The organism is Arcticibacter eurypsychrophilus, from assembly GCF_001730525.1.
GTDB lineage: Bacteria > Bacteroidota > Bacteroidia > Sphingobacteriales > Sphingobacteriaceae > Arcticibacter > Arcticibacter eurypsychrophilus.
Genome location: NZ_MDFN01000005.1, coordinates 106,174 through 132,978, shown reverse-complemented (window position 1 = coordinate 132,978; position 26,805 = coordinate 106,174). Strand labels below are relative to the sequence as shown.

Here is a 26,805-nt window from a genome sequence, read left to right as displayed (position 1 = left end):
TTGAGTTTGACATGTTTATTCGTCCCCTGACTTGAAATACACAGGAGGTTCTCTTTTAAAAATTGCAGCAAATACTAATGCGGCTACAAAGATAATAATGACAGCTTGCAAATAGCCCATTATAACATCACCAATCTTCAAATCCGGACTTTCAGCAAATCCTGCGTTTACTTTATCTACTGCAGCATCTATTTCAACCTGATCCGCACCTTGCTTTTCTAAAAACGAAGAAGTCACCCGGATTAGATTCTCTTTCGTTTTCACCTTTAAACCAGGTCCAGCTGCTTTTATATAAGCAATATTCCCGGTTGTTGAAACGAAATAAGCCACAAGAAACAAGATAAAAATACCTGTAGTAGCCTGACGCAGATCCCAATATCCGTTTATTTTTTTTCTTAAATTAAGAATCAATACTACTGCCGCTACGAGCGGCAGTAGTATTGAAAAAACGATAGGTGTTCCCACAACAACGGCCAGATTAGAGGTGCTTGACATCAAGTAGAAAGAGATCATGCCAGCCAGTATCATAATTATACCGAGTATTAGGCCATAAATAGCCCCCGTTTTTTTTAATTTTTTCTGATCTAATTTTATTTCAGCCACTAGTCTGCTTCATTAAAAGCGATCAATAATGAATATACTGGAGCATCAAACTCAGCATCATCACTATAAATAACTACAGTCTCCACATCATCCTCTTCTGGATTAGTCTCGAAAAAGAAACTCATTATTGGATAAAATAAATCTTTAAGTTCTGAATCCTCTGGAAGTGTTGCAGCAACTTTACTTATTTCTTCAATACTGCTTTCCATTAATATCTGGTTAGATATCATTTCTTCATAGATCCGATGCTCATCTTGAAATTCATCTTCATCTACTAATAAAAACTCTTTCAAAAAGTCTTCCAGATCTGGTTGAATATCTTCATCTTCACACTCCTGAATGTACAACAACACATTCAAAAGTTCTGTACCACGATCAATTGTCGCCTCTTCAATTTCTTCCCATTCCGGAGTTTCCAGATAATCATCTGCCAGTTTATGGACGTCTTCCGAAAAGAAGTTTACCATGAGTAAGTCAAAAAATACTTCCCTCAAATTCTCCAGAGCAGGTTCATCATCAAACGTTGCGTCTAAATCAGCAACCTTATCCATGAAGCCTTTCTCAGATTCGAATACAGAATTAACTTTATCCTGAAACTCAGCAATTGATTTTCCTGTAATATTCTCAAATTGTTCTAACGCGGCAACTATTGCCTTTTCGATCTGTCTGTCCATAGTATTTATTGTTGATAATAAAACTGTTTTTTATTACACACTGCCAGCACCTTCCCTTTTAGTTTTTGATTCATAAAAGGCGAATTAGCTGATTTAGATTTATTTGTTGATGCCTCGAATGTCCACTCTTCCTCTGGATTGAACAACACCAGATTCACCTCGTCACCCTTTTCAAATCCCGGTAAAGAAACATGAAGGATCTGGCGTGGATTGATGGCCATCTTTTCAACGATTAATTCAGGTGATAAACCTGCTTTTAATGCTAAAGGTAATGCGGTTTGTAATCCAATAATCCCAAAAGAGGCTATTTCAAATTCTACATCTTTAAACTCAATTTCATGTGGGGTATGCTGCGATACGATTGCATCAATTGTACCATCCTCGAGACCCTCAATCAGTGCATCTACATCTTTTTGTGTTCTTAAAGGGGGCTTGACTTTATATTGGGTATCAAAACCTGATAATGCTTCATCTGTCAGCACCAAATGATGCACAGCAACATCACAGGTTACCTGAATACCTTTCTCCTTTGCTTTGCGGATCAGTTCGACACTCCCGGCACAGGATATCGTGCTAAAATGAATTTTAGATTCATTATATTCTGCCAGATACAGGTCACGTGAGATAGATACCTCCTCTGCTAAATTAGGAATCCCCTTCATCCCGAGATAAGTACTTACAATTCCTTCGTTCATTCTGCCCTTTCCGGCTATAGAGGTGTCCTCAGGATATGAAAAGATAAGTCCGCCAAAACCTTTTACATATAATAACGCCCTGCTCATCAGTCCTGAATCATTGATCGGACTCGTGCCATCCGTAAATGCCATTGCCCCGGCAAGCTTCATATCATACAGTTCAGCCAGATCTTTACCCGCCCTGTTATAACTGATGCACCCCAGTGGATAAACATCTGTCAAATAACTACTCGTCCGATTCAATATATAAGATACTCCTGCTTTCGAATGTACGGGAGGATCTGTAGCCGGTTGTAAAGCGATACCCGTAAATCCTCCGGCAACAGCTGTGCTGGTCCCACTTATTAGATCTTCACATGTTTCATTCCCAGGTTCACCGAAATTCGCATTCAGGTCAAAAAAGCCAGTTGATATAAAGCAACCTTCCGCATTTATAATTTCTAAATCATCACCGCTTACATCAATTGTACGGGCTATATCTTCAATCTTTCCATCTAATATCAATAGATCCACAACTTGATTATGAAATTTAGATTCCGGATGAATAAGAGTGGCTGAGCGAAAGAGTAGTTTATTCATTTGATCATTAATTTTTTATGTTCATCTGCCTGTAATACCGCAGAAGAAGAATTTCCGCAGCAACGGAAACCAGCGATAAAATTAGACAAAGTTTCCACAACTGCACACCAAAATTTACTGCTTTTATTTCCGAGGACAAAGATTTCGTTCCCGGTTCGAATAATTTTAACGATTCGCTCTTAAAAATTTTCTTCAGTTCAGCATCATTCAGGTAGCTTAAATCTGATTCTGAACGATTATCATTGAATGCAACCTTTGCAAGTAAACTATCTCCACTTGTGAGTCTATAGATCCCTGACTTCATACCCTGATCTGAAATGAACAACCTCCTGCCCTTTTCTGTTTTTCTAAAATCAGGGATGATCTCCTTATCCTTATTCCTTAACCGCAGGCTTTGGTTTGCATTGAATCCTTTGGGGTTTATTTCAATATACAGATCTTTTCCCGGAGTATAAGATAAAGCCTGATCGTTTAAACTGGTGAAAGCGAATTGAAATAGGATAGGAACAAATAAAGAATGCCTGACCAGATTACTGCTTTTTTCATTCAACGCTACTGCAGATAAGTACACCGTTCCCTGTTGCACATGATGTTGAGACAAAAAAGGAATCTGATCTTCTAATTCCAGCAGATTCCTGCCATTACCCGGATAACGAATATATGCCAAAGCAAATGGAAGACTTATATTCCGGGGTAACAATTTAAAGACCCCCTTAAACAGTGGATTCTTCACATCAATCTTATTCACTTTCCTGCGGAACCTGATCACCTCTACAGGCCGGTTAATGCCTAATGCAGTGGTTAATGTTTGCAAACCCGTTAGTTTATTTGTTTCAGAAGGGAAAACTACTAAATCACCTCCATTCCTGACATACTGATTGAGTTGCTGAGCCAATCCTACCGTCATCTCTTCTACTCCGCTAAGTATAATCAACGGATATTCACTTAACCGGGAGTAGTCTACATTGCCTTGTAATATGGTATTAACCTTAAAAAAGGGTTCCGATCTATAAACCGCATCAATATAGGAGTTCTTTTGATGATCATAAATAACGAGTAAGGGGATCTCTTTCCGAACATAAAAACTAAAATAATAATGATCATCAAACGTAATCGGATTATCCGCTATCTCAACCCTGCCTTCTTCCCAACCATTGCTGAGTCCGCTAAATTTCAAGGTATCCAGACTAATGCCCCTTGCTGCAATCTCCACACTTGCAAACGCCTTTTGTTGTTCATTAATCAGCACTTTTAAAGAAACCTGCTCTGCTTGAGTATCCGAATTATTTTTTAAACGCACAATCAATTGCTCCACACCGCCAGATTTATGCAATGGTGATAGAAACCAAACCGAATCCACAGAAATATTAGCCTGCTTATTCGCTTTAAGTCGCACAAGCCGAAAAACACTTGTCGTATCCTTCTCCATAGTATTCTGATCCCTCATATTATTCTGGAAATCAGAAAGCAGATAGGTAACTGTCGATAGAAAGGCTGATCCCTTAAAAAGCAGGTTCTGCCTGTTGATGATCTGCTTAAAACTTCGGCTCATGGAACTTATTTTTATCGTATCCACAGCCTCAGTAAAATCAATCCGGCTCATTAACCGCTGATGGATGCCGTCAAAATCATTTGTAATCAGTTGAAACCGATCATTTATGGCATAAGACCCTGCTATTTCCTTTGCCTTTCGCTTTGCCTCATCCAATAAAGTTCCTTCTCTATTAATGGCCTCCATACTATATGAATTGTCAATGTAGATACTTACTACATTTTGACTAGCTGCTTGACCTTCAACAGTTGATGGAATATAGGGACGCGCAAAAGCGAACACCAAAAACACAATAGTCAATACCCTGCATAATAAAAGAAGATAACGTTTCAGTTGCCTTGCTCCTGTGGTCTGCTGACTCACCCTTTTCAACAAGGCCACATTAGAAAAATAAACCTTTTTATATTGCCTGAAATTGAAGAGATGGATGATCACAGGAATCACTACCATAAAAAGCGCAAACAAAAATTCAGGTTGGAGAAATCGCATTACTCAAATTTACATAATAATATTACGGATTTACAGTCCATGAGTTATTCCTTAAATCACTATCCATAAAAAGATTGCCATCTATCCGCAATGACCTGAGTTTCTTATGAGTCTTAAGAGCAAGACTTGCCTTTTTCTCATTCGCAAACCAGATCTGTGGTGTTTGATGAATGATTTGACTCGATCCATCTGTGAATTCAAGATACACATCAAAAGGGATGACAAACCCACCAATATTAGCAATAGAGACTGTGTATCCATTAGCGTTTTTCTGAACTGAACCAATAGCAAGGTCTATATAATTGCTGGAGAAAAACCAGTTATTCCAAAACCAGTTGAGCGATCTCCCAGAAACATTATTAAACGTATAAAAGAAGTCCCAGGGAATAGGATGTTTGCCATTCCACCTGTCCATATAAGCATGAAGCGACTTCTTAAACAGATCATCACCAAGCAGATCCTTTAATGCCAAATAAGCTAACGAAGGTTTCCCATATGCATTATGCCGATAGCCCTCTTTCAATTCGCTGGAAGGGGTTATTATAGGAATTTGAGAAACAGCTAACTTATTAGTAGCCCAATGACTCACCCTCCCCTGTTTATACGTTTTATCTACCGCCTTAGGATCTGAAAAAGAACGGCCTATTAAGAGTTCCAGTGTAGTTGCCCATCCCTCATCCATAAAAGCATACCGGCTTTCATTAGTTCCCATATAGAAAGGAAACCAGGAATGCGCAATTTCATGATCAGTTACCCTTCGCCCTTCCGGACCATCAATTGAGGAATCATTAACTAACATGGGAAATTCCATATCCGCATTTCCTTCAAACGCGGTCATTTTAGGATAAGGATAAGGCACACCCGGAAAGTTGTGCGAATACCAGTTCAAGGCATAACTTCCGTCATGCACGATGCTCCTGAATGCAGAAGTAGTATCTGAATAGGCCGCATGCATTTCTGCCCGGCGTCCCGTTTTATTATCGACTACTGCACTTGATGCATCCCATACATAATGATTGCTCAATCCAAGGGCAACATCCGAAACATTGGAAGCTTCAAAATGCCAGACATTCCTTTCTGCCTGAAGGGTAATTCTATTTTGACTGAGCTCTTCTTTATTCGCAATGCTAATGGTGGAATCAGCGGTTGCAGCAACCTTTAGCTTTTTTATGATAGCGGTCTGCAATACTTGTTCCGGATTTTTTAAAACTCCGGTAGCCCACACTACATAATTTGCAGGAACACTCACTTTTAAGCTATATTGATTGAAATCATTGTAAAATTCCGGACCACCAGTAAATTCAACTTTATCCCAGCCTAAATAATCATCGTAAACTGCAATACGCGGATAAAAATAACCCAGGTAGAATGTCGTGGAATCTATCATTCCCTCTCTCCCTGACTGTTTGGACACCTCATAATGCCAATCAAAATTCAAGTTGATATGCGCTCCCGGCAAAACCCTGTTTACAAGCGGAACTTCCACCAATGTGGTATTATTGTTATTCTCCCATTGTCCATCGGTACCATCAATTGAAAAACGATCTATTACAATTCCTTCTGTCAGGTAATCCATACCCACATCACCATATCGGGCCGCGCCACGTTTATGCTGATTAAGAATGAGTTTAATAACCAATTTATTTAATGTATCGGGACTATTATTGGTATAGGAGATCTTTTCTGTTCCTTTTATCAGGCGTGATGGTGGATCTGCACTAATACGAATAGCATAAGTAGCCGTATTTTGCCAATACTTAGAACCAGGTCTACCATCTATCGATCTTGTATTTTTAATATAGGCATCTTTTATATCCCTGGTTTCGTTTAATGACTGAGCTTCAATGGTAAATGAGCAGATTGAGATAAAAAAACACAAGAAACCCGCTAATTTTATCATATTTGAGCTGAAAGGCATTTAAGTATGTATTAAGTTGGGAAATTACTCTTAAATAAATTAAATACTTGAGAAAATCTGAGAATAATAAACTAAAACAGCAACACCTGTCTCCTGTCTGTTTTAGTATGAAATAATTAAGCGACCTTAGTTTTTTAAAAAAACATTCTAAAATGTCAGACCAAAACATAAAAAACCATATCAGATTCTACGTGCCTCATCATTTTATATTTTATCCCCTGATTCTGGCGCTTACCATTTCCAGTGTGTATTATTTATTTACTCAGCCCGAAGAACGCGTTATATTCAGTTTCATAACTGCCATCCTGTTCCTGATCGGATGGCTTTCCTTCATGACAAGGCAGCATTATGCGCTAAACAATCAGAACCGGATTGTTCGGTTAGAAATGAGATTGCGGTATTATCAACTTACCGGTCAGCCATTTGAAATTATTGAAGATCAATTATCATTTTCCCAGATAGCAGCCTTACGGTTTGCTTCCAACACTGAACTGATACCTTTAATTAAGAGAACTGTTCAAGAAAACTTACAACCAAAAGTCATCAAACAAGCGATTCAACATTGGATCCCGGATTACATGCGCGCATAAAAGCGCACTAATTTTATTCTGCAGCTATAAAATATGTTTGCTCAGGATCTGGTACACTTCATTAATACTATCTCCCCTTTTGAACTCTTTTTTAATTGGGAGCTCCTCCCCTACAATCCAAATTCTCAAATCTGCATCGAGATCCATGATTCCTGCACTTTCTTTTGAAAATTTCTTAATGCTGGTGTAAGGTACAGTCAAGTAATCTACTTTAGAACCTGTAATGCCTTGTTTATTCACCAAAATGAGTCTCTTATTCGTAAAAACAAACATGTCGCGTATCAATCGAAAAGCCTTTTCCACAAATTCGCCTTCAATCATTAAGGGCTGAAATTCTTTCGCGATTGCATCCTGAGAAACTTCGGATGCGTGCCCCATTAAGCCATCAAATAATGCCATATTTATATGTAATTTTTCTACTGCAAACGTAACCATATTATGAGAAGCTGGGATAATTATTTATCTGCTATGATTGACTAATATTGACACTATCTTGTATATATCTGTTTTGCACCTTATCTCCACCTTCTCCGCACCTTCTCCGCACCTGCTCCGCTCGGTAAGAAAACAAAATGGAGATCATTTCGGATTTACATCCTTCTCAATTATAATGTTGCTTTTTTCAAGACCCTTAAGTGTGCCTTAAATGATAAAAAAATATGCTCATTGGATCCTAAATCTCCTGCATCTTAAAAGTACTTTTATGATGCAAATCAAGTTTTTGAAGCAGCGTGATCAGTTCAAATTTCTCCATATTGCTGATGTTACCTGAAACAATTTGACTTGCCTTTCGCACTTTAGCCATCACCTCAGTTAATGCCTTTGAGCCATACTGAGTTATTCGGATAATTTTAGCCCTTCTATCCTGCTCATTAATATATTCTTCAATAAAATTCTGCTGAAGCAGTCGATTTATAATTTGTATTCCTGTTGTTTTGTCCAACACGTTAAGATCAACTAATTGAACCTTCCCCATAGGACCAGAATGCAACAGGTTGAGCAAAAATATGACCTCATCAATAGTTCGGAAAGGCGATCCCTGGATGGCCATTTTGCTGTAATGTTTGGCGTATCGGCTTAAATGAAGAAGTAAACTGTTCAAAATGCTATCCGCAGTCCGTCCTTCTATCTTCCCTTCCCAGACGGGTTCAATAGCTGAATCTTCCTTTACTAATTTAAGATGAAGCCAATTTGCAAACAGCTGAATATCATCACTTTTAAGCGTATCTTTATTCTCAGTTTCAAACTCTTCTACCCTGACAATCAATTTTTGGAGTAATAAATAAGACATAAAAATTTATTTAACTTGAATATTTACAATGATAAGAAATATTAGTACATTTATATTCATAAATTAGTACATTTACATACCAACACAAATTATATGATTGATAACGATATTTCTTTTTTAACGGCTTCTCACCATGTCATACTGGTTGATCAATTCGACAAGGAGGTTGGTTATTGTGAAAAACTTGAAGCACATAAAAAAGGGTTGCTTCATAGAGCCTTTTCCATCTTCATCATTAATGATGATGGTAAAATGCTTTTGCAGAAAAGATCTAAAATAAAGTATCATTCTGCAGGGTTGTGGACGAATGCATGTTGTAGCCATCCTGGACCTCAACAATCCATTATTGAGTCTGCCTCTGTCAGACTACCCCTGGAAATGGGGTTCGAGTGCGATATTCAACTTGTTGACCACTTACTTTACAAGCATAGTTTTAAAAATGGCTTAATTGAACACGAGTATGATCATATTTTATTGGGATATTACTCTGGGAATGTAAATCCTAATCCTCTAGAAGCTAGTGCATATAAATGGTGCTCGTTTGAAGATATTGAACTGGCTCTACAGAAAGATGAAAAAAGCTTCACATTTTGGTTTAAACATGCTTTACCCAAATTAAAATTTCACTTAAAACATTTAAACATAGCCTAACAAAATGCGTATTCATGGATAAATATTATCTTTTTCTTCAAACTTAACCACATCCTGTTAGTTTAAGTAAAAACATACGATATATTAAAATGCAGGAAGAACGTACAATTGCAGGAGAAACCGAAGATCAAATATGGAATCAGGTAAATGCAGACTTTAGTCCATCAAATGACCTTTTAGATTATCACGTCGTACTGGATCAAGCTGGCAGACGGATTCTGTTGGATATGGGCATTGATTTAGGTGGAGGTTTTGAAAGTGGTAGTGCATATACAACCTTTAGTGCTTATTTGTATGGCCGAAGTCCATTTCGGTTTTCCATTCATAAACAAGGTTTTATTGATGAAATAGGAAAGTTTTTCGGCATGCAGGATGTCGTTCTTGGCTATCTTGAGTTCGATGAAAAGTTTATTGTCAAAACGAACAGTGAAGTAAAAGCAGTTGAGGTTTTCGCTGATGAAAAGGTAAGAAAAGTTCTTCTCAGCTATCAGGATCTAGACTTCGGTATTGTCGAATACGCAATGGAAAATAGTACTGAGAAAGCCCCTTTTCTCGAACTTAAAATAAAGGCGGGCATTACAGACCCGATTTTACTTCGTGAAATTTATTCTGCTTTTTATTTAGTGATCCAGACTATTGATTAGTCTGATCCGGTATTCCGGATAAAATCTTATTAATTTCATCTTCCGTGGTGCGTAATTTGGACTGACAGAATTGGATCAGTACAGCTGCCCGCTTTACTTTTTCGGCTAAAAGGTCTACAGAAACCTGCTCGTTGTTGATCTCCTGATATATTTTATCCAGTTCGGAATATGCACTCTCGTAAGTTAGTTCATCAGTCATATTATAGTTTTTTTATTATTTCAGCTTGGTAAATACTGGTTTCTTGAATTATCTCTATCGCTTCACCAGGGTTCAATTTCTCGTTTACGACATAAGTGCCATTCTTCTTTATTAATACAAATCCACGTTTGAGAAGTCTTTGCGGACTTAAACTTTGAATATGCTCTTGCAGGTGCAACAGGTTTTTCTGCATCGCTGTAAAATAAAAAGGCAATCGAAAACTAATTTGCAAAGACTTCTGCTCAAGCTTCAACGCCTCATTTTTTAATACTCTAAACACCGATGGAACTAAATTAGATTCCACTTGAAATAGCTGAAAGGTCTTATTTTGTAGAGCTCCCTTCGTGATCGAAACTATTTTAGATTGGAGCATTAAGAACTGATTGTTGCGCGAAACATACAATGCCAGGGCAATTTTATTGATTGATTCAGACAATAAATAAAGTCTGCTTTCAAACTGAGCATTGTAGTCTATCATATACTGGGCAGCCATAGTAGGGGTTTTCATGTGGATCCTCGCAAAGAAATCAGCTATTCCCTGATTCATTTGATGTCCGATACCCGTCACTATGGGTATTGAGAATGTCGCAACCCGAAGAGCCAGATCATAGTCATCAAATGGAAGGAAATCAGCAGGTGCCCCGCCTCCCCGGATTAAAACTACTACGTCATACTTTTTACCTGAAGCTAAAATTTGATCCATTGCTGCCATGATGGATATTGTGGTTGAATAACCATGCACCAATGCCTCATAGATGTCTGTATAGAAGTGATAATCATGATCGTTGGTCTTCAGACAATGCATAAAATCGGCAAAAGCATCTGAAGATAACGATGTGATAACTGCTACACGTTGAATGGCCAAAGGAATGGGCAACAGTTTATTTGGTGTCGAATAAAGGCCGTCCCGGAGCATGATAACTCCTGGATTTTTCAGAAGTAATTGCTCCAGCGTTTGTTTACGCTGAAGCTCAATACCTCCAATTGTAAGTTCAGCATCCAGTTCCAGCAGATTTAAACTCAATCCATATACGGGATGGTAGTTTACTGTGGCACGAAGTCCTATCTTGATTCCATCAGCAAATTTCTGACCAGTGGTCATTTCAAATTCCGAAATTGCCTGGGTACCTTCTGCATGAAAGGCAGTACCTCTTATTTGTGCGACCTTTTGCCCGCTGCTTAACTGGATGAGTTCAAAATAGACATGTTTGCCCACTTTGCGTACACCTGCCAGCTCAGCTTTAATCCAATAACTTTCAGGGAAAGAATATTTGAGTTTTCCCTGAATGTTAAGGAGAAATTGTTGCAGACTGAGGTAAGATTGCATGTATACTTTAGTTTTGTTTCGCTTTAGCAGTCGTTTTATCCTCTGGCAAAAGAATTAATTTGATCAGATTTTTACCACTTAAATAAGTATTAGCCGCCTCTTTTAAACTTTCAGGGGTAATCTTTTTTAATGACTCTACATAAGTAAGAATTTGATCCGGATCTTCTTGTAATTGATAAGAAGAAGATAAATATCCAGACCAAAAACCATTTTGCTTAAGCTGAACTTCGGTACTCCGCTTTTCTTCAGCAAGGAATTTTCCTATGTCTGATGCTTGTGCACCATTTGCTTTCAATTTGTTAATTTCATCAAGAGTAGCTGCAATCAGCTTGTCTACATTTTCGGGACCACAGCCAAAAGATACAGTAAAGGAAAATTTATTTTTTGGATACTTAGTATAACTGGCTCTTGCGCCCGGACTGTATACACCGCTTTCCTCTTCACGCAAACGGTCAATTAATTTAATTTGCAATACCTCTGCTAATGCATCTATTTGATTGTTATTTTCGGTGTTATAGGTATAATATCCACCAAACACCAAACGAACCGTTGCTTTTGGTTCTTGTCCCTTGTAGACCTTTTTCTCAACCAATCCTAAAGGAGCACTGATATTTAAATCTCTGGCTTCTTCAACTCTTTTTGTCGTAGGCAATGATCCGAGATATTGTTCAAGTAAAGGTTTGATTTTCTCAATATCAAAATTACCAACAAAGCTGAAGGTAAAGTCACCTGCATCAGCGAAACGGTCTTTATACACTGTAAGAACCTGATCGGCCTTAACCTGGTTTAATTTTTCGAGAGTAGGTCCGGTGCGTCTCACGTTATGACTCCCCATAACAGCGGATATCGTATCACTGAACACACTATTTGGATCATCAGAACGATTAGCCAATACACCTCGTTGTTGTTGAATAACAGATTGAAAAATTTCCTGATCCAGACGTGGTTGTGTAAAATACAGGTTAATCAGCTGAAAAGCTGTTTCCAGATCTTTAGGCGCAGAAGATCCGGCAATACCCTCTGTCCTTTCTGTAATGTAAGGGTTTATAGATACTAATTTACCATTCAATAACTTTGGCAACTGAATAGAGTTGAAAGAAGCTAAACCACTCCGGGCAACAAGAGCACTGGCAAAAGAGGCAGATTCGTATAAGGAATCTGGGTATAAAGAGGTCCCACCTGGACTAAAGGCATTAATCAGGATCTCATCATTTTTAAAATCAGTAGGTTTTAAAATGACCTTTACTCCATTACTTAGAGTCAATTCTGTAAAACCTACCTTTTCATCCTTTTTCTCAGCAACAATCTTTCCTGGCTGAGGTTTAACATCCATTAACGGCTTATCAGATACCTGATCTACATATGCCAGCACATTTGAACTTGTAACTTCTTTAATCCAGGAATTAACGGTAGCTTCTTTAGGCAAACTTGCAAGATCCTTCTCTGGAGCCATAATAATTACATCACGATTTACATCCGTCAGGTACCTTTTCGTTAATCCATTCACTTCTGCAAGGGAAATTCCAGGGAGTGTCTTTTTTGCATAGTTAAATTCATATTCAATACCGGGACTTGCAGTTCCTTTTAGAAATAGCTTCACGTATTCCTGAACATAATTCTCTGAACTGGTTTTATCTTTTTCTTTTAAAGCGGCTTCCATTCCAGTTAAGTAGGTTTCCTTAACACGATTCAGTTCAGTGGAGGTAAAACCAAATTTCTTGACCTTTTCCAGCTCCGTAAATACAGCCTTGAATCCTTTTTCAAGCTCACCGGGTTTAGCTACCACTACAGCAGTTGCAGCATCAAGACCAGCAAGAAAATTACCAATATCACTTCCTCCCTGAAGAAAAGGAGGATCAGCCTGTTTCATCAATTCGGAAAAACGGGCATCCATCATTTGATTATATAGGGATCTGATAATACTGTTCCGAAGATCTGTTGTGGTGATGATTTCAGTTCCAGGATGTTTTATGATCACTTGCGCAACTGTATATTGCATTTCCTTATCAGTTACGGCAATAAACTGATTTTTATTAAGCAAAGGGATTTTATACTCTATTCTTTTGGGCGCATTGGCGGGGTTCTTTAAATCGGAAAATTTATCCTTGATCATTTTTTCCATCTGAGCCACATCAATATCACCTACAACAATTAACGCCTGCAAATTTGGGCGGTACCAGTCTTTATAAAACTGTGTTAATGTAGCAGGTTTAAAGTTGTTTAATACTTCATCAGTTCCTATAGGCAAACGATTGGCATAACGTGATTGATTTAAGATAGCTGGAAGATACTTGTTCTGCATTCTCTCCTGAGCTCCTTTTCCTAATCGCTTTTCTTCGAGAACGACTCCTCTTTCTTTGGTTATTTCGGAGGGATCAAGTAAGGCATCCTGTGCCCAGTCACGCATGATTTGCAACCCATTTTTAAGCAGTTCTGGGTCATCTGTTGGAAGTGGCAATTGGTAAACTGTTTCGTCAAAGCTGGTATAAGCATTCAAATCTGCACCGAAACGAATACCTGACTTTTGCAGATAATTAACTAATTCATTTTTAGGATAGTTTTTGGTCCCGTTGAAGCTCATGTGCTCCATAAAATGCGCCAAACCCTGTTGTGTATCATTTTCTAAAATTGATCCGGCTTTTAACGCCAGATACAGTTGCACACGGTTTTTAGGCTCTGTATTTTTACGGATATAATAGGTAAAGCCATTGGCTAGTTTACCGGTTCTGACTTGCGCATCGAGTGGTATTTTCGTCTGTGCGGATCCAAAAAAAGAGCTCATAACCAATGCTACGAGCATAAAAATAATTCGATTAGGATACTTCATCTGCAATATGATATGGGTTAAGATCAATTAAACATATATTATCAAAGGTCATTATGACACTAATTTAAAAACATTATCTTTACAATAGTTAATAACCAACATTTAAACGTAAATCACTACTTGTCTGTATGTATAATCAAAAATTTAACTTGATCGTCTTTGGCGCTCTATCTTTGTTAAGCCTTCAATCCATTGCTTCAAATAATCAAACAAACTTAAAGGATACCACTTTCAAATCAGATGGAAACCCTATTATCAAACATAAATATACTGCAGATCCTGCTGCGATTGTTTATAAAGATAAGGTTTATATTTATACAGGCAATGATGTAGCTCCGGTAGGGAAAAATAGCTATGTCATGCACGATTGGTTATGCTTTTCCTCTTCAGATCTGGTGAATTGGACCGAGCATCCGATCCCTTTAAGGGCAGCAGATTTCAGCTGGGCTAAAGATGATGCATGGGCATCGCAGGTAATCGAGCGGAATGGAAAGTTCTATTGGTATGTTTCGGTATCTCATGGCACGATTCATGGCAAATCTATTGGTGTTGCTGTATCGGATAGTCCTACCGGCCCTTTTAAAGATGCCCGGGGTTCTGCCATTATTACCAATGATATGACTAAGGCAGCATCTATCTCCTGGGATGATATTGATCCTACAGTTATTATCGACGATCAGGGACAAGCCTATTTATTCTGGGGAAATACGGCCTGTTACTATGCTAAACTTAAGCCTAATATGATCGAGCTCGACGGTCCGATTAACACCGTTAAATTGCCGCATTTTACAGAGGCACCATGGATTCATAAACACAATGACTGGTATTACCTGTCCTATGCCTATGAGTTCCCCGAAAAAATAGCTTATGCGATGAGCAAAAGCATCACCGGACCCTGGGCTTACAAGGGTATTATTAATGAAATAGCAGGTAATTCAAATACGAATCACCAGGCCATCATTGATTTCAAAGGCAAAAGTTATTTCATCTATCATAACGGCGCATTAGCAGCGGATGCAGGTAGTTTTCACCGTTCTGTATGTATAGATGAACTGTTTTACAATAAAGATGGAACCATTAAACGCATTATTATGACTTCGGAAGGGGTTAAGCCTGTTAAATAAACTGCTTAACCAGGCAGAATGAACAGCCTTAACTAAGCAGAAATGCCTGATACTTCAGTGCCATAATGGATCACCTTAATAGTACTTACTCCTCCAGGTTGTTTGCCAACCTGGATCTGTGTAGCTATACGTTCTTTTAGTGCTTCCACATGTGATATTATACCAATGGTCTTTCCATTCGCCTGAAGGTTTTCTAAAGCTGAAATAGCGACATCAAGGGTATCAGCATCCAATGTCCCAAAACCTTCATCAATGAATAGGGAGTTGATTTGGGTCTTGCAACTTGCCAAATCGGACAAGCCCAGCGCTAAAGCAAGACTCACTAAAAAGCTTTCACCACCTGAGAGTGTGGCCATTGGTCGCACTACATCTGCCTGATAACCATCTATAATCTGAATTTCAAGATCCTTAGCCGGAGTTTTAAGAATCTGATACCTATCGCTGAGCTTTAAGAGGTGAATATTAGCCAGTTCTGTCAGGCGGGCAAGCGTTAGACCCTGAGCAAAATTGCTAAATCGTCTTCCATTGTCTGAGCCAATTAATGCAGACATTTTTTGCCATCTGTCATATTCAAACTTCTGCGCTTTTGCCTGTTCCACTAAGTCTTTTGACTTCAGCTTTAAGCGGGTATCTTCATCCAGTTTTTGTTTATTTACACCCATCTGCTGGTTTAAAGAAGAGGTTAAAACTTCGAAAGATTGTGCTTGTTCTTCGAGTTCTTCATCAGAAAGGGTGGTTAGATTCTTGTTTCTTTCGTTAAGAAGCTCGTCTTGAGTACTTTTCAGCACTTGTCTTCCGGTTGCAACGGAAGTAGAAATATTTTTTTCTAGGATATCTAAACGTTCAGCAATAGAAGGATCAAGAAATAAAGCATTTAGCTCTTCAATAGAAGAAATCTCTTTTTTAAGCAGCGTTTCGTTAAGCTGTGCATATAATTGTTCAATATGTACATGGAGCTGTTCTAAGTCGGTTTGATACTGCCCTATTTTTGTTTCTGTAACCTGCAAGGTTCCCGTATAGCCATTTTCTATTACTCTGAATTTTTCTACCCGATCTCTTTCAATCCGCAATAAACCGGTTAGACGCTCGCGTTCCAAATCAGGGTTCTTATCCCCAAAAAGCTCTGTTCGTTCTGAGGTATGCACACTCAACTGATTCTTTTCCTGATTAAAGGCTTTTGACCGCTGATCATAAAGGAGCTTTTTCTCCAGTATAGCTTCTTTGGTACTTTCCAGAAATGATGCCAGCTCAGTCCTTTTAAGTAAATGTGTCTGTACTGACCGCGTATTTTTGCGAAACCGATCTGCCCTTTCATTCAGCGTGATACTGATTTCGGCACCAGTACCGGTTAGTTTGAAGGGAGTTAGAAGTTCTTTGATCTGATTTTCTGCCGTTACTTGAGCTGCCTTGATTTGTTCAGTATCTTTTTGCAATTTCAGCAGTTGATCTTCAACCTGCTTTAACTGATTCAAGCTGGATTCCAATCGTGTGCCATTGTTATCAATGGCATGCTGAGTATCTGCACAGGCTGATTGAAAAAGAGCGATGGTCTTTTGTAAATCCCTTAGGGTCTTAATCTTTTGCTGTAGCATATCCAGCTCTTTTTGCTTTTTATCGATAACCGCTTCAATTACGGCTGGTTTATCTAAAGAAAGCGGAACGGGTAATAACTTATTTTGCGAAGCAAACTCTTCTTCGAGCTTTGAAAGTCTTTCTTTAAGCGTTGTTAGTTGGTTGGTTGTGGCAGATAAATTGACACTCAACCCTTTTACATCAAGACTGGCCTCATTTAATAAAATTGTTAATTTCTTAACTCGTAGTGCATGCGCATCTCTTTCCTGTTCAGCCAGATTGACCTTACTTTTATAATGACCATGCACAAAGGGATGTTCCGTAGAGCCACATAATGGACAGGGTTGCTCTACCTGGAGCTGGTCGCGATCAGCATCATAATTCTGAATACGTAGTTCAATTTCTACCTTTTTTTTATACTCCTCGAGGATCAGATCAGCTGCTGTTTTTTCCTGTTGTAAGCCGGTTAAAAGATTATTCTTACTATCAAAAGACTTCTGGTATTCGTTTAGCTGCTTATTTAAGTCTTCGCTGTTTTGTTTTACTAAGGAGATATCTTTGGCTAGTTTAAGTTGCCCCTGGCAGATCCCGATGATGGAGGGTAAACCGGATGCCGTTACTTCTAACTCCTCTAAAGGCTGACCCTCGGCTACTTTTTGTTGATAAGAGTTTAATTCATCTGTTTTAATGATTAAATTCTGTTTTAATCCTTCAATCTTTTTATTGGTGATTACTGAAAGTTCCTTTAGCTTTTTTTCTTCATTCAAAGCATCTGCAATACTTAATGAGTTAACCTGAAGCAATCTTTCCGCACTTAGCAACTCCTTTCGATACTGTTCAAACATTAGGATCGTTTTATCCAGATCTTGGTCCTGAGGATTGTTCAATAGCCAATCTTCGAGCTCTTTGGTAGCACCTTCTACTTTTAGTAATTCTTCAGATCGCTGCTCCTGTTCTTTTTGTTTCTGATCCAGTTCTTTTCCTGCCTCCTTTAGTAAAGATTCGGTGCGTAGAAACTGCCCCTTAATCACCTCTATAGAAGCATCTTTACGCGACACTTCCTGTAATAAAGGTTCCACATCCTTTATTACACTTTCTTGTTGTTCAGCTGAATTTTTAGCAAGTAAAAGATCTTGCTGTGCCTTTGTCAATTGCTCCTGAATAATTGGAAAATCAAGTTCCAATTTTTCTAATAAAGCTTGTTTGGTTACCTGCTGATCCTTCTGGCTTTGTATTTCCTTAAGCGCAGGCCTAAACGATTCCGCTACATGATGAGAAGACAACCGTTCAAAATCTTGCTTATGCTGCAGATGCAAGGCTGTTTGTTCATCTAAATATAGTTTCTGGTTTATCTGCTGTGCGCTGAGTTTAACAAGGCCTAAAAGCCAGTTTCGCTTTGAATTCGCTTCCTGCAGAGAAGCCCGGGCACTCTTATCTGCGTTAATTAGCTCTTCAAGGGAAACTTGTAGTGCCCGAATCTCCTCATCTGATAATAATTCAGTGCTATTGAGCTGCAATTTCAGATTTTCAAGCTTATCCTTTTCGGTCCTCGCCCTATCATATACATATTTAGAAATATCTGAATAAATCGCTGTATCCGTAATGCGCTCTAACAGTTCACTCCGCTCATTCTCTTTTGATTTCAAAAACTGGGTAAAGTCGCCCTGCGAAAGCATCACCGAACGCAGAAATTGGTTATAATCTAATCCGCATAGATCCACAATATACTGTAATACCTCTGCCAATGGGTGATTGATAATGACTTCAGAAGAACTTAGATCAATAAGCTCCATTTTATGCGTTTGAAGTGTGCCGTCTACCTTGCCTCTACTCCTTCTTTGCGACCATTTAGCACGGTAAGATTTCGCTTTTACTTCAAATTCAACCTCTGAAAATGACTCTGCGGTATGTCGTGTCATATTTTCAGATACATCACGATCGTGACGATGTACACGGCCATATAAGGCTACTGTTATAGCATCCAGAATAGTCGTTTTGCCGGCACCTGTTGGACCTGTTATCGCGAATAGACCACTTTCAGTAAAGGGATATTCATCAAAGCGAATCTGATGTTCACCCTTAAGCGAATTTAAATTCAAAAAGCGTACACTTAATATCTTCATTATTAATCTTTTTGATCCATATGCTCCAACACTTCATTAAACATGTGCATCAGATCGGTGTAATCTGCATCGGGTAGTTCCGATTCACAGCGTTTCAAAAAAACAGTTTTAGGATCAAGCTCATTTAAAGCGCTTGCTATGATTTGCTGTTCATTCAAACTTTGACTTTGTCGGCTCCTAATCTGCCTTGGAAAGAAGCGCTCTATGAAAGGTTTGGTTTTTATTAGTTGATCCAACTGCTCATCCAGGTCATGAATAAATTTATCGGTTTCAATTTGCAGCTCTATCCAGGCAGGAAACCGGAGTGCTTGATCTTCCAGCAATTCGATCTGTTTTTTTATGGAATCCATACTTCCTTTCATACGAATAAGCCGTCTGCTGGAAGGAACGATCAGTTCCTCAATATGCAGGTTATGCTCTTGGTCAAATTCAAGAATAAGTACTTGTTTATGATCTTCTGTCTCCGAAAAACTTAATGGAATTGGTGATCCGGAATAACGGACGTGATTCATCTTATTCACAATCTGAGGACGGTGAATATGTCCTAGCGCTATATAGTTAAATTCTTCGGGAAACTGATCACCACAGATCTGTCCCAGGTTTCCAACATGAATTTCTTTCTCACTATCAGATGTACTGGATCCTGCAGCAAAGAGATGCCCTGTAGCAATGACAGGGATCCCTTGTTGTTTGAATGTTGCTATATGCTTGCGGAAATTATTATAATGCGCACAGATGCCCTGTTTAATCCGTGCTTCACGATCAAGGGCAGATTCTCCCGCTACAGAAAGCCGTACATCTCGGTCACGCAAAAATGGAATGGCGCAGATTACTAATTGAATTTCTTGCTGTTCATTCCGGATTGGTATGATCTGATCATTAATATCCAAGGGAACACCTCCTATGACATGAATATTAAAAAAACGCAATAGTTCTTTTGGTGCATTTAATGTGCTGATTGAATCATGATTGCCACCAATGATAATCACTTCCCGGCAACAAGTACCCTTCACTTTCCACAGGAAATTATAATACTGCTCCAAAGAGGTATTGGAAGGACTCCCTGTATCAAAAATATCACCTGCTATAATGAGCACTTCAATGCAATGGGCATTGAGTTCCTCAATCAGCCAATCCAGAAAATACTGATGCTCTTCTGTTCGTTCACACTGTTCTAATTTTTTACCTAAATGCCAGTCGGCGGTATGAAGGACTTTCATATAAAAACAAACTTCGTAATATGATTGCTATTTACGCATACAATTTTTCATTTTTTAGATTTAATAAAAAGCAAAGCTTCCTAATAGAAACAATCAAAGAAAGTACTGGCTCTGCGAATATTTGGAATTCCTTAAAATAATGATTGAATTTGCCAATCAAATAAAACCTTGATTTAGCCTAATCATAAATTATGTCTACATTGGTAAACATTAACAAGTCAAACATAACACCTGGTTATTCCTTTACTGTACAGTACAATTTGTTAAAATATTATTTCAATAAATAACAACAAAACAATTTAAATTTAACACTATGACAATCCAATTTAATACAGACAAAAATATAACCGTAAGCGAAAAATTTGATGCTTCCTTAACTACCTTAATTACTAATGAATTAACCAGATTCAGCGATCACATTACAAGATTAGAAGTTCATATTTCTGATGAGAACGGAAGTAAAGAAGGACCTAATGATAAACGTTGCATGATTGAAGCACGTCTTGAGGGGCTACAGCCTATTGCTGTAACCGGTCAGGGAGACAGTACTGAGCATGCCGTTAAAGGAGCTGTGGTAAAGCTAAAAGCAGCCCTTGATACCGTAGTTGGACGTTTAAAAAATCACTAATTGCATATTATTTAATAAATTTTGATGGTTAATTCTCATAATTCTCCATCCTTTTATAATCCTTGTTAGCCCTTAAACTTATTAATTTAATAAACACCATTGTTTAAATAAAATGTTCAATAAGAAGGAACCTTATATTATGGCTTATATTGATTACTACAAATTACTTGGTGTTGAAAAGAACGCTACAGAGAAAGACATAAAAACCGCTTACCGTAAGTTAGCCCGCAAGTACCATCCCGATCTCAATCCTGATAATAAAGAGGCTAATTTAAAGTTTCAGCAAATAAATGAAGCCAATGAGGTATTGAGCGATAAGGAAAAACGCAAAAAGTACGACCAATATGGAGAACATTGGCAAAACTCGGAAGCCTATGAACAGGCACAACAACGAGGCTCTTCTTATAACCCAGGGACATCCGGGGGGACTAATGCTACAGGAGGTTATGATTTTGATGGCTTTGGTCAAGGTGGAGATTTCTCCGATTTTTTTCAGTCTATGTTTGGAAATAATAGAACATCAGGTAATAAAAGGCAGGCCAAATACCGTGGCCAGGATTATCAAACTGAACTTCATTTAAGTTTGCTGGATACGGTCGAAACACATAAACAGACGTTGTCTGTAAACGGTAAAAGCATTCGAATTACCATTCCAGCCGGTATAGAAAACGGCCAGGTTATTAAAATTACAGGTCATGGAGCACCTGGAGCAAATAATGGACCTTCGGGAGATTTGTTGATCACGTTTTTAATTCAGGATGATGCCCACTTTAAACGGGATGGCAAAGATCTGTATAGCACCGTTCCATTGGATCTTTACACTGCTATACTGGGTGGAGAGATTGTTACCGAAACTTTAAATGGAAAAGTGAAAGTAAAGGTAAAACCTGAAACGCAGAACGGAACAAAAAATAAGCTTAAAGGGAAAGGACTACCGCTATACAAAACTGAAAACGAATTTGGCGATCTCTATATCACCTATTCTATTCAAATACCAGTAAATCTGACCGATAAACAAAAAGAATTATTTAAAGAACTTGCTCAATTATAAATGAAGAAAATGGCAACAGAAGAATTAATTAAAGCAACCGTTTTTTGTACCTATCATGAGATTGACTACTCTTTTATTCTTCTATTGGAAGAATCGGGCCTATTGGACCTTCAATTGGTAGAAGAAGAAAAATTCATTCTACATAGTCAATTGCAACAACTTGAGCAGATGACAAGGCTTCATCAGGACCTGGAGATAAATATTGCAGGAATAGATGCTATCGTAAATCTTCTTCAACGCATGCAGGAAATGCGAGAGGAGATGGAGAACTTAAAAAACAAACTCCACTTTTATGAATAGCCTATTAAACAGCTCTTTTATACCCGAAATTCTCTTTAAAATTAAGAATAGTTAGAAGCGAATCTATATAAATACAGACTCCCTTCTAACCATTTATTACCAAACTTAATATCCTGAATTTTGAGTAATGGTTCCCGCTCCTTCAATCATCACATTGCTCGGAATAGGAAATAAAACCATGTACGGCTTCGCATTTGTTTTACCTCGTGCAATTGCATTTGAAATAAACAAATTGTGCCTGATCAAGTCTTGGCGACGTGTACCCTCAGCATAAAGTTCCCGTGCACGCTCATCAAGAATCGCATTTCGGAATGTTTCGGTGTTCATTCCTGAAAAATCATTTATTCCTGCTCTCTTTCTAACCTGGTTGACATATTGATAAGCCTCGGCAGGTCCGCGTTGTTCATTTATGGCTTCCGCAACAGACAAGAGCACCTCTGCTAGTCTGAATACCACCACGTCTGTTGTGTATCCGGGTCCGCTTCCTTGTATACCTGTGTATTTCATTGGAATGGCTGCCCGCAATCCATTGCTGCGATTGATTACCTTACCTTGCGTATTGGTATAGCTATCAAATATGGTACTCTTTCTTAGATCTCCGGACTCATACTTATCATAAAATGACCAGGGCATCCAATAGGCATACCAGCCTGTAGAAAACCTATAACTCCCTGAACTTGCAAAGTCTGTTGGAAGTACTTCTGTTGGGTAAATATTAGGCAGAGCTTCATTTGATGGTATAGCATAAATCAGTTCATTATTCTGTTTCTTGATAAAAACATCAGCATATTTTTGCTCCAAAGTATAACCCATCCCTAATATTTCTTTACCGGTTACTTCAGCCAGACTCCATTGATGGGTATGCATGTAGACTTTGAGTAAGAGCATCCGAGCCACACCCTTAGAAATACGTCCCCAGTTTTGTGCATCTGCATTATACTTATCCGGAAGTCCGGGTAGAGCTTCCGTCAGGTCGACAATCATTTGATTCACGTAATCTGCATCACTCATGCGAGGGGTAATTGCATTATCGCCCAGCACAGCAGGATCCAGTTTTACGTTTACCGCTCCAAAGAAATCATAGATATTATACATGATCCAGGCACGCATGCATTTTGCTTCTGCCAGGTACTTGGTTTTAACGTCATCACTTACCCCTGTTGCTGTGCCGATCTTGTCAATAATATCGGTTGCTCTGGCCACATAGCGAACTTTAGAATAAATAGGATCATTACCTCCTTGCCATGTGGAAGGTCCAAATGTAAAGTTAACAAGATCAGGTTGCCCATCTGTACCCATTTCATCGGTACTGATCATACTTTTCAACCAATAGGATGATATATCAGGCGAATAAAAAGAGGAATACCAGGTTGATGCACCTGGATCAGGATTACCCCAGTTACTCGTCATGGTAGAATAGAGCGTGATTAATGCCGCATTAAAATCAGCCTCTGACTTAAAGAAATTTTCTGGTGTCAATTCAGTGTATACCTTTGATTCCAGCTCCTTTTTACAAGATATAGTGGACGACATTAGTATTAACGCCGCCAAACTATACCGTAATGTTTGTTTTATAGTTTTTGATAGTTGTTTCATGGTGAGATATCTTAAAATGTAACATTTAAACCAAAAGTGGTAGATAACGCCATTGGATAAGGGTTCGCCCTGGTACCAAATTCAGGATCGTAACCTTTATATTTGGTGATTACGCCCACGTTTTGAACATCAGCAAATACCCGGATCGCCTTAAATGTTTTACTTGAATTTAGAGTTTTATTAGAGAAGGTATACCCCATCGTAATATTCTTTAAACGGATAAAGCTGCCGTTTTCAAGATAAAAATCATTATTACCACTTGGGTTAGACCCTGTATAAGGATTGTTCGCTATACCTGGCAAACTTCCTTCCGGATTAGTGAACGACCAGATGTTCTTTGCTTCAGTAATTGTATTGGATGGATTCTGCACCGCAAGTCGATACGGATCTAAAAATAAACCACGGGTATCATAGTATCCGGAATAGTTATTAAAGATTTTATTACCCAAAATACCATAGAAGAAAAAATTCAGATCAAAACCCTTAAACGTAAAGGTATTACCTAAACCAATATTTAGTTTTGGATCTGATGTACCTAGTTTCACGACGTCATTTATATCCAGCGTACCATCATTGTTAATGTCTTTATATATGATATTTCCAACTTTAGCATCAGGCATATATGCTGGAATCTGATCTGCCCTTTTAATTATCCCATCGGTTTCCCAACCATATATCTCTCTGATTCGATCTTCATCACCTATATAAGAGGCTAATGGAGTTACCGGATTTCGTTCTACCCAATAGTTTTTATACGTAGAGATGTTAAATGAAGTAGTCCACCCAAAATCGCCACTAAAATTGATTGAATTCAGGCCGAGCTCAACACCGTCACTACGGGTTGATCCAACATTAGCGTACATGTAACCCACCGTATTATTTGAAGGTAATGGAATGACATCCAGTAAGTCTTTAGCCGTCTTTCTAAAAATGTCAAATGAACCGGAAAGCCTGTTGTTAAAAAACCCGAAATCAAGTCCAAGGTTAATGGTCGCATCTGTTTCCCAGGTTAGATCTGCGTTATCTACCTGACTCTGTGCCACACCTGTATATTGCGTTTGTCCAATAACAAATGGCGAACCTGTTGTATACAAGGCTAATGCATAATTGCCTCTGATTTCATTTCCTGAAGTTCCGTAACCCGCTCGTATTTTTAAATCGGAAAGCATAGAAACGTCTTTCAGGAAGTTTTCATTCTTAAGACGCCATGCTCCTGAGATCCCTGGGAAAAAACCATACTTCTTGTTATAAGCAAAACTACTGGCACCATCGTTACGTCCGGTGAAAGTAAAAATGTATTTATCTGCCAGCGAGTAATTGATACGAACAAACTGAGAGATCTTCGTAAACTCGGTACGGTCTGAATTTACATTACTCCGCTCCTTATTACTTGCTGCTCCAACATTATTATCCTCAAAAGCATCTGTAAAAAAATCAATAGCTTCCAGACCGAAACCATCCGTGATAGTCTTATAGTATCCCGCTCCAGCAACTACAGAGAGATTGCTTTTTCCGAAAGTATTGGCATAGGTAAAATAACCTTCACCACTGTAATTACCAATATTACTGGTGCTGAGAAAAGCCATTCCATTTGGCAGGTTTGCTCTTCCAACTGCTGCAGGAAGGAAGAAATTACGTTGGGAGGACTGATCATCAATACCTACGACCACATTAGCTTTTAAATTCTTGAGTAGTTTAGCTTCAATATTCGGAGCAATGAAGACACGCTTTGTTTTCGTCTTATCCTTGATAATAGAAAAAGCCTCAGGATTTGTAATTAACGGATCAAAAGTGGAAGAATAATCCCCATTTTCATCATACACTCCTACTGTTGGAGAAAATGCATAAGCAGTTTGAAGCATGTTATAGGCCTCAACTCCTCCATTATTAGATCCGGTAGAAGCGTTGTTGTTATTAACCTGACTGATTGACAAATTAATATTTGCTTTCACGCGGTTGCTTATTTGCTGTTCCAGATTAACCCGGCCAGTTAACCTTTTAAAATCAGAATTTTTAAGTATAGCCTTATTATCAAAATAATTGAATGATGTAAATACCTTTGTCTTTTCACTTCCCCCGGAAACAGAAATATTGTGCTCCTGTATATATCCCTTTCGCATGATCCGATCAAGCCAGTCCGTTCCTTCACCAGCTCCACTAATCTGTGAGTCAGTGAACTTGGGAGTAAACGCAGGCATAGCGGATGAGTTAGCGTTTCCATAAGGCGCCAGATTATTATCGTACAAGTATTTATCATACGATAAGCGATTATTTTGCTGCATAAATTCCGTAGCATTCAAAAGATCAAAATAACTGTCTGGTGTCTGAATAGTGAAACTACCCCTGTAATCGGTAGTTGTTAAACCTGCCTTCCCTTTCTTTGTAGTGATCAGAATTACACCATTGGCTGCCGCGGAACCATATATAGCGGTAGCACTGGCATCTTTTAAAACGTCAATGGACTCAATATCACCGGGATTGATGCTACTAAGGGGACTTCTGTCCACTCCTCCATAGTAACCCAGGTTACCCTGATTGACTGATCGTTCCGGTGAGGAATTAGTTAAGATTGGAACACCATCGATAACATAAAGTGGCGAATTGCTACCTCGGGGAGAAATAGAACCTCGAATATTTATGTCAAGTCCTCCTCCAGGCTGTGCGCTTCTTGAGGTTAAGTTCAATCCGGGTGCTCTTCCCTGCAATAGATTATCGATTGAAGCATTGGCTACCTGAGGAAGATCATCTGTTTTCACGGAAGTGATAGATCCGGTTACATCTCTTCTGTTTGTGGTACCGTAACCTACCACAACCACCTCACTTAATGCTCTGCTCTCCTCGGTCATGCTGACGTTAATTGTGGAGCGATTGTTTACCTGCAATTCCTGTGTAGAGAAACCGATGTAAACGAAAACCAAGGTTGCATCCCCTGTCGGGACGCTGATCGTATACTGACCTTGTGTATCTGTTGAAGTACCGGTATTGTTCCCTTTTACACGGATACTCACTCCAGGAAGATCGACACCTGCCTGATCTGTAACTTTTCCCCTTACAACTGAGGATACTTGTGAAAATACATTGCCCGAAATAAAGAATAACAGTGCTGTTATTATTATCGTGCAGCTTCTGATTTGGTTAGTAAATGGATGCAT

The 26,805-nt window shown here is 38.6% G+C and carries 21 protein-coding genes; 7 read left to right on the top strand and 14 right to left on the bottom strand.

The window, feature by feature from the left end; translation table 11 throughout:
- Positions 1-15: 15 nt before the first annotated feature.
- Genes BFL47_RS04480 through BFL47_RS04460 form a run of 5 tightly spaced genes read right to left on the bottom strand, consistent with a single transcriptional unit; the run spans position 16 to position 6,492 of the window.
- Positions 16-603 (bottom strand): DUF4199 domain-containing protein, encoded by a 588-nt coding sequence (locus tag BFL47_RS04480; RefSeq protein WP_069658605.1) that lies wholly within the window; start codon positions 601-603, stop codon positions 16-18.
- On the bottom strand, positions 603-1,277 hold the full coding sequence (locus BFL47_RS04475) for a hypothetical protein (protein WP_069658604.1): 675 nt from the start codon (positions 1,275-1,277) through the stop codon (positions 603-605). The genes BFL47_RS04480 and BFL47_RS04475 overlap by 1 nt, the downstream gene beginning before the upstream one ends.
- A gap of 5 nt (positions 1,278-1,282) precedes the next feature.
- Positions 1,283-2,551, bottom strand: coding sequence for a dihydroorotase (locus tag BFL47_RS04470; RefSeq protein WP_069658603.1), 1,269 nt, complete (start codon positions 2,549-2,551; stop codon positions 1,283-1,285).
- Between the two features lie 7 nt (positions 2,552-2,558).
- Positions 2,559-4,592, bottom strand: coding sequence for a BatA domain-containing protein (locus BFL47_RS04465; RefSeq protein WP_069658602.1), 2,034 nt, complete (start codon positions 4,590-4,592; stop codon positions 2,559-2,561).
- 22 nt (positions 4,593-4,614) lie between these two features.
- Positions 4,615-6,492: a M1 family metallopeptidase gene (locus BFL47_RS04460; RefSeq protein ID WP_069658644.1), complete on the bottom strand. Its 1,878-nt coding sequence runs from the start codon at positions 6,490-6,492 to the stop codon at positions 4,615-4,617.
- A 170-nt stretch (positions 6,493-6,662) separates the two neighbouring features.
- Here BFL47_RS04460 and BFL47_RS04455 point away from each other — a divergent pair, with 170 nt between their 5' ends.
- Complete coding sequence (locus tag BFL47_RS04455; RefSeq protein WP_069658601.1) at positions 6,663-7,100, top strand: DUF6526 family protein; 438 nt, start codon at positions 6,663-6,665, stop codon at positions 7,098-7,100.
- A 24-nt stretch (positions 7,101-7,124) separates the two neighbouring features.
- Here the strand turns inward: BFL47_RS04455 and BFL47_RS04450 are convergent, their stop codons facing one another.
- Positions 7,125-7,499 carry a PH domain-containing protein gene (locus BFL47_RS04450; RefSeq protein WP_170827264.1) on the bottom strand — a complete coding sequence of 125 codons (375 nt, stop codon included), beginning with the start codon at positions 7,497-7,499 and terminating at the stop codon, positions 7,125-7,127.
- Between the two features lie 274 nt (positions 7,500-7,773).
- Positions 7,774-8,391: a MarR family winged helix-turn-helix transcriptional regulator gene (locus BFL47_RS04445; protein ID WP_069658600.1), complete on the bottom strand. Its 618-nt coding sequence runs from the start codon at positions 8,389-8,391 to the stop codon at positions 7,774-7,776.
- A 93-nt stretch (positions 8,392-8,484) separates the two neighbouring features.
- Between BFL47_RS04445 and idi the strand changes: the two genes are divergently transcribed.
- Both idi and BFL47_RS04435 read left to right on the top strand, forming a co-directional pair.
- The gene (gene idi / locus BFL47_RS04440) at positions 8,485-9,042 is read left to right on the top strand and encodes an isopentenyl-diphosphate Delta-isomerase (RefSeq protein WP_069658599.1); all 558 of its coding nucleotides are present in this window, start codon (positions 8,485-8,487) and stop codon (positions 9,040-9,042) included.
- An 89-nt stretch (positions 9,043-9,131) separates the two neighbouring features.
- Complete coding sequence (locus BFL47_RS04435; RefSeq protein WP_069658598.1) at positions 9,132-9,686, top strand: hypothetical protein; 555 nt, start codon at positions 9,132-9,134, stop codon at positions 9,684-9,686.
- On the opposite strand, the gene xseB is transcribed toward BFL47_RS04435, so the two are convergent.
- The 3 genes from xseB to BFL47_RS04420 are packed head-to-tail and all read right to left on the bottom strand — an operon-like array spanning position 9,676 to position 14,039.
- The gene (xseB, locus tag BFL47_RS04430; RefSeq protein WP_069658597.1) at positions 9,676-9,885 is read right to left on the bottom strand and encodes an exodeoxyribonuclease VII small subunit; all 210 of its coding nucleotides are present in this window, start codon (positions 9,883-9,885) and stop codon (positions 9,676-9,678) included. The two genes, BFL47_RS04435 and xseB, sit on opposite strands and share 11 nt — an antisense overlap.
- Position 9,886: 1 nt before the next feature.
- Positions 9,887-11,212, bottom strand: a complete 1,326-nt coding sequence (gene xseA / locus BFL47_RS04425) for an exodeoxyribonuclease VII large subunit (RefSeq protein WP_069658596.1) — start codon at positions 11,210-11,212, stop codon at positions 9,887-9,889.
- A gap of 7 nt (positions 11,213-11,219) precedes the next feature.
- Positions 11,220-14,039 carry a M16 family metallopeptidase gene (locus BFL47_RS04420; protein ID WP_069658595.1) on the bottom strand — a complete coding sequence of 940 codons (2,820 nt, stop codon included), beginning with the start codon at positions 14,037-14,039 and terminating at the stop codon, positions 11,220-11,222.
- Positions 14,040-14,167: 128 nt separating this feature from the next.
- Here BFL47_RS04420 and BFL47_RS04415 point away from each other — a divergent pair, with 128 nt between their 5' ends.
- A complete protein-coding gene (locus BFL47_RS04415) occupies positions 14,168-15,163 on the top strand; it encodes a glycoside hydrolase family 43 protein (protein ID WP_069658594.1) in 996 nt (331 codons plus the stop codon).
- Between the two features lie 32 nt (positions 15,164-15,195).
- Here BFL47_RS04415 and BFL47_RS04410 read toward each other — a convergent pair whose 3' ends face one another.
- A complete protein-coding gene (locus tag BFL47_RS04410; protein ID WP_069658593.1) occupies positions 15,196-18,858 on the bottom strand; it encodes an AAA family ATPase in 3,663 nt (1,220 codons plus the stop codon).
- Positions 18,859-18,860: 2 nt separating this feature from the next.
- Complete coding sequence (locus BFL47_RS04405) at positions 18,861-20,078, bottom strand: exonuclease SbcCD subunit D C-terminal domain-containing protein (RefSeq protein WP_069658592.1); 1,218 nt, start codon at positions 20,076-20,078, stop codon at positions 18,861-18,863.
- 313 nt (positions 20,079-20,391) lie between these two features.
- On the opposite strand from BFL47_RS04405, the gene BFL47_RS04400 reads away from it, so the two are divergent.
- The 3 genes from BFL47_RS04400 (at position 20,392) to BFL47_RS04390 (ending at position 22,057) form a co-directional block, all read left to right on the top strand.
- Positions 20,392-20,706, top strand: coding sequence for an HPF/RaiA family ribosome-associated protein (locus tag BFL47_RS04400; RefSeq protein WP_069658591.1), 315 nt, complete (start codon positions 20,392-20,394; stop codon positions 20,704-20,706).
- A gap of 139 nt (positions 20,707-20,845) precedes the next feature.
- Entirely contained in the window at positions 20,846-21,757 is a 912-nt protein-coding gene (locus BFL47_RS04395; RefSeq protein WP_069658642.1) for a DnaJ C-terminal domain-containing protein, read from the top strand.
- Between the two features lie 9 nt (positions 21,758-21,766).
- Positions 21,767-22,057 carry a chaperone modulator CbpM gene (locus tag BFL47_RS04390; protein ID WP_069658641.1) on the top strand — a complete coding sequence of 97 codons (291 nt, stop codon included), beginning with the start codon at positions 21,767-21,769 and terminating at the stop codon, positions 22,055-22,057.
- A 105-nt stretch (positions 22,058-22,162) separates the two neighbouring features.
- Here the strand turns inward: BFL47_RS04390 and BFL47_RS04385 are convergent, their stop codons facing one another.
- Positions 22,163-23,653 (bottom strand): RagB/SusD family nutrient uptake outer membrane protein, encoded by a 1,491-nt coding sequence (locus tag BFL47_RS04385; RefSeq protein ID WP_069658590.1) that lies wholly within the window; start codon positions 23,651-23,653, stop codon positions 22,163-22,165.
- 11 nt (positions 23,654-23,664) lie between these two features.
- Complete coding sequence (locus BFL47_RS04380) at positions 23,665-26,805, bottom strand: SusC/RagA family TonB-linked outer membrane protein (RefSeq protein ID WP_069658589.1); 3,141 nt, start codon at positions 26,803-26,805, stop codon at positions 23,665-23,667.

What these genes read in the sequence shown, in the direction of transcription:
- BFL47_RS04475 (WP_069658604.1), bottom strand. Translation starts at nt 1,277, where the DNA reads ATGGACAGACAGATCGAAAAGGCAATAGTTGCCGCGTTAGAACAATTT.
- BFL47_RS04470 (WP_069658603.1), bottom strand. Translation starts at nt 2,551, where the DNA reads ATGAATAAACTACTCTTTCGCTCAGCCACTCTTATTCATCCGGAATCT.
- BFL47_RS04465 (WP_069658602.1), bottom strand. Translation starts at nt 4,592, where the DNA reads ATGCGATTTCTCCAACCTGAATTTTTGTTTGCGCTTTTTATGGTAGTG.
- BFL47_RS04460 (WP_069658644.1), bottom strand. Translation starts at nt 6,492, where the DNA reads ATGATAAAATTAGCGGGTTTCTTGTGTTTTTTTATCTCAATCTGCTCA.
- BFL47_RS04455 (WP_069658601.1), top strand. Translation starts at nt 6,663, where the DNA reads ATGTCAGACCAAAACATAAAAAACCATATCAGATTCTACGTGCCTCAT.
- BFL47_RS04450 (WP_170827264.1), bottom strand. Translation starts at nt 7,499, where the DNA reads ATGGCATTATTTGATGGCTTAATGGGGCACGCATCCGAAGTTTCTCAG.
- BFL47_RS04445 (WP_069658600.1), bottom strand. Translation starts at nt 8,391, where the DNA reads ATGTCTTATTTATTACTCCAAAAATTGATTGTCAGGGTAGAAGAGTTT.
- idi (WP_069658599.1), top strand. Translation starts at nt 8,485, where the DNA reads ATGATTGATAACGATATTTCTTTTTTAACGGCTTCTCACCATGTCATA.
- BFL47_RS04435 (WP_069658598.1), top strand. Translation starts at nt 9,132, where the DNA reads ATGCAGGAAGAACGTACAATTGCAGGAGAAACCGAAGATCAAATATGG.
- xseB (WP_069658597.1), bottom strand. Translation starts at nt 9,885, where the DNA reads ATGACTGATGAACTAACTTACGAGAGTGCATATTCCGAACTGGATAAA.
- xseA (WP_069658596.1), bottom strand. Translation starts at nt 11,212, where the DNA reads ATGCAATCTTACCTCAGTCTGCAACAATTTCTCCTTAACATTCAGGGA.
- BFL47_RS04420 (WP_069658595.1), bottom strand. Translation starts at nt 14,039, where the DNA reads ATGAAGTATCCTAATCGAATTATTTTTATGCTCGTAGCATTGGTTATG.
- BFL47_RS04415 (WP_069658594.1), top strand. Translation starts at nt 14,168, where the DNA reads ATGTATAATCAAAAATTTAACTTGATCGTCTTTGGCGCTCTATCTTTG.
- BFL47_RS04410 (WP_069658593.1), bottom strand. Translation starts at nt 18,858, where the DNA reads ATGAAGATATTAAGTGTACGCTTTTTGAATTTAAATTCGCTTAAGGGT.
- BFL47_RS04405 (WP_069658592.1), bottom strand. Translation starts at nt 20,078, where the DNA reads ATGAAAGTCCTTCATACCGCCGACTGGCATTTAGGTAAAAAATTAGAA.
- BFL47_RS04400 (WP_069658591.1), top strand. Translation starts at nt 20,392, where the DNA reads ATGACAATCCAATTTAATACAGACAAAAATATAACCGTAAGCGAAAAA.
- BFL47_RS04395 (WP_069658642.1), top strand. Translation starts at nt 20,846, where the DNA reads ATGGCTTATATTGATTACTACAAATTACTTGGTGTTGAAAAGAACGCT.
- BFL47_RS04390 (WP_069658641.1), top strand. Translation starts at nt 21,767, where the DNA reads ATGGCAACAGAAGAATTAATTAAAGCAACCGTTTTTTGTACCTATCAT.
- BFL47_RS04385 (WP_069658590.1), bottom strand. Translation starts at nt 23,653, where the DNA reads ATGAAACAACTATCAAAAACTATAAAACAAACATTACGGTATAGTTTG.
- BFL47_RS04380 (WP_069658589.1), bottom strand. Translation starts at nt 26,805, where the DNA reads ATGCATCCATTTACTAACCAAATCAGAAGCTGCACGATAATAATAACA.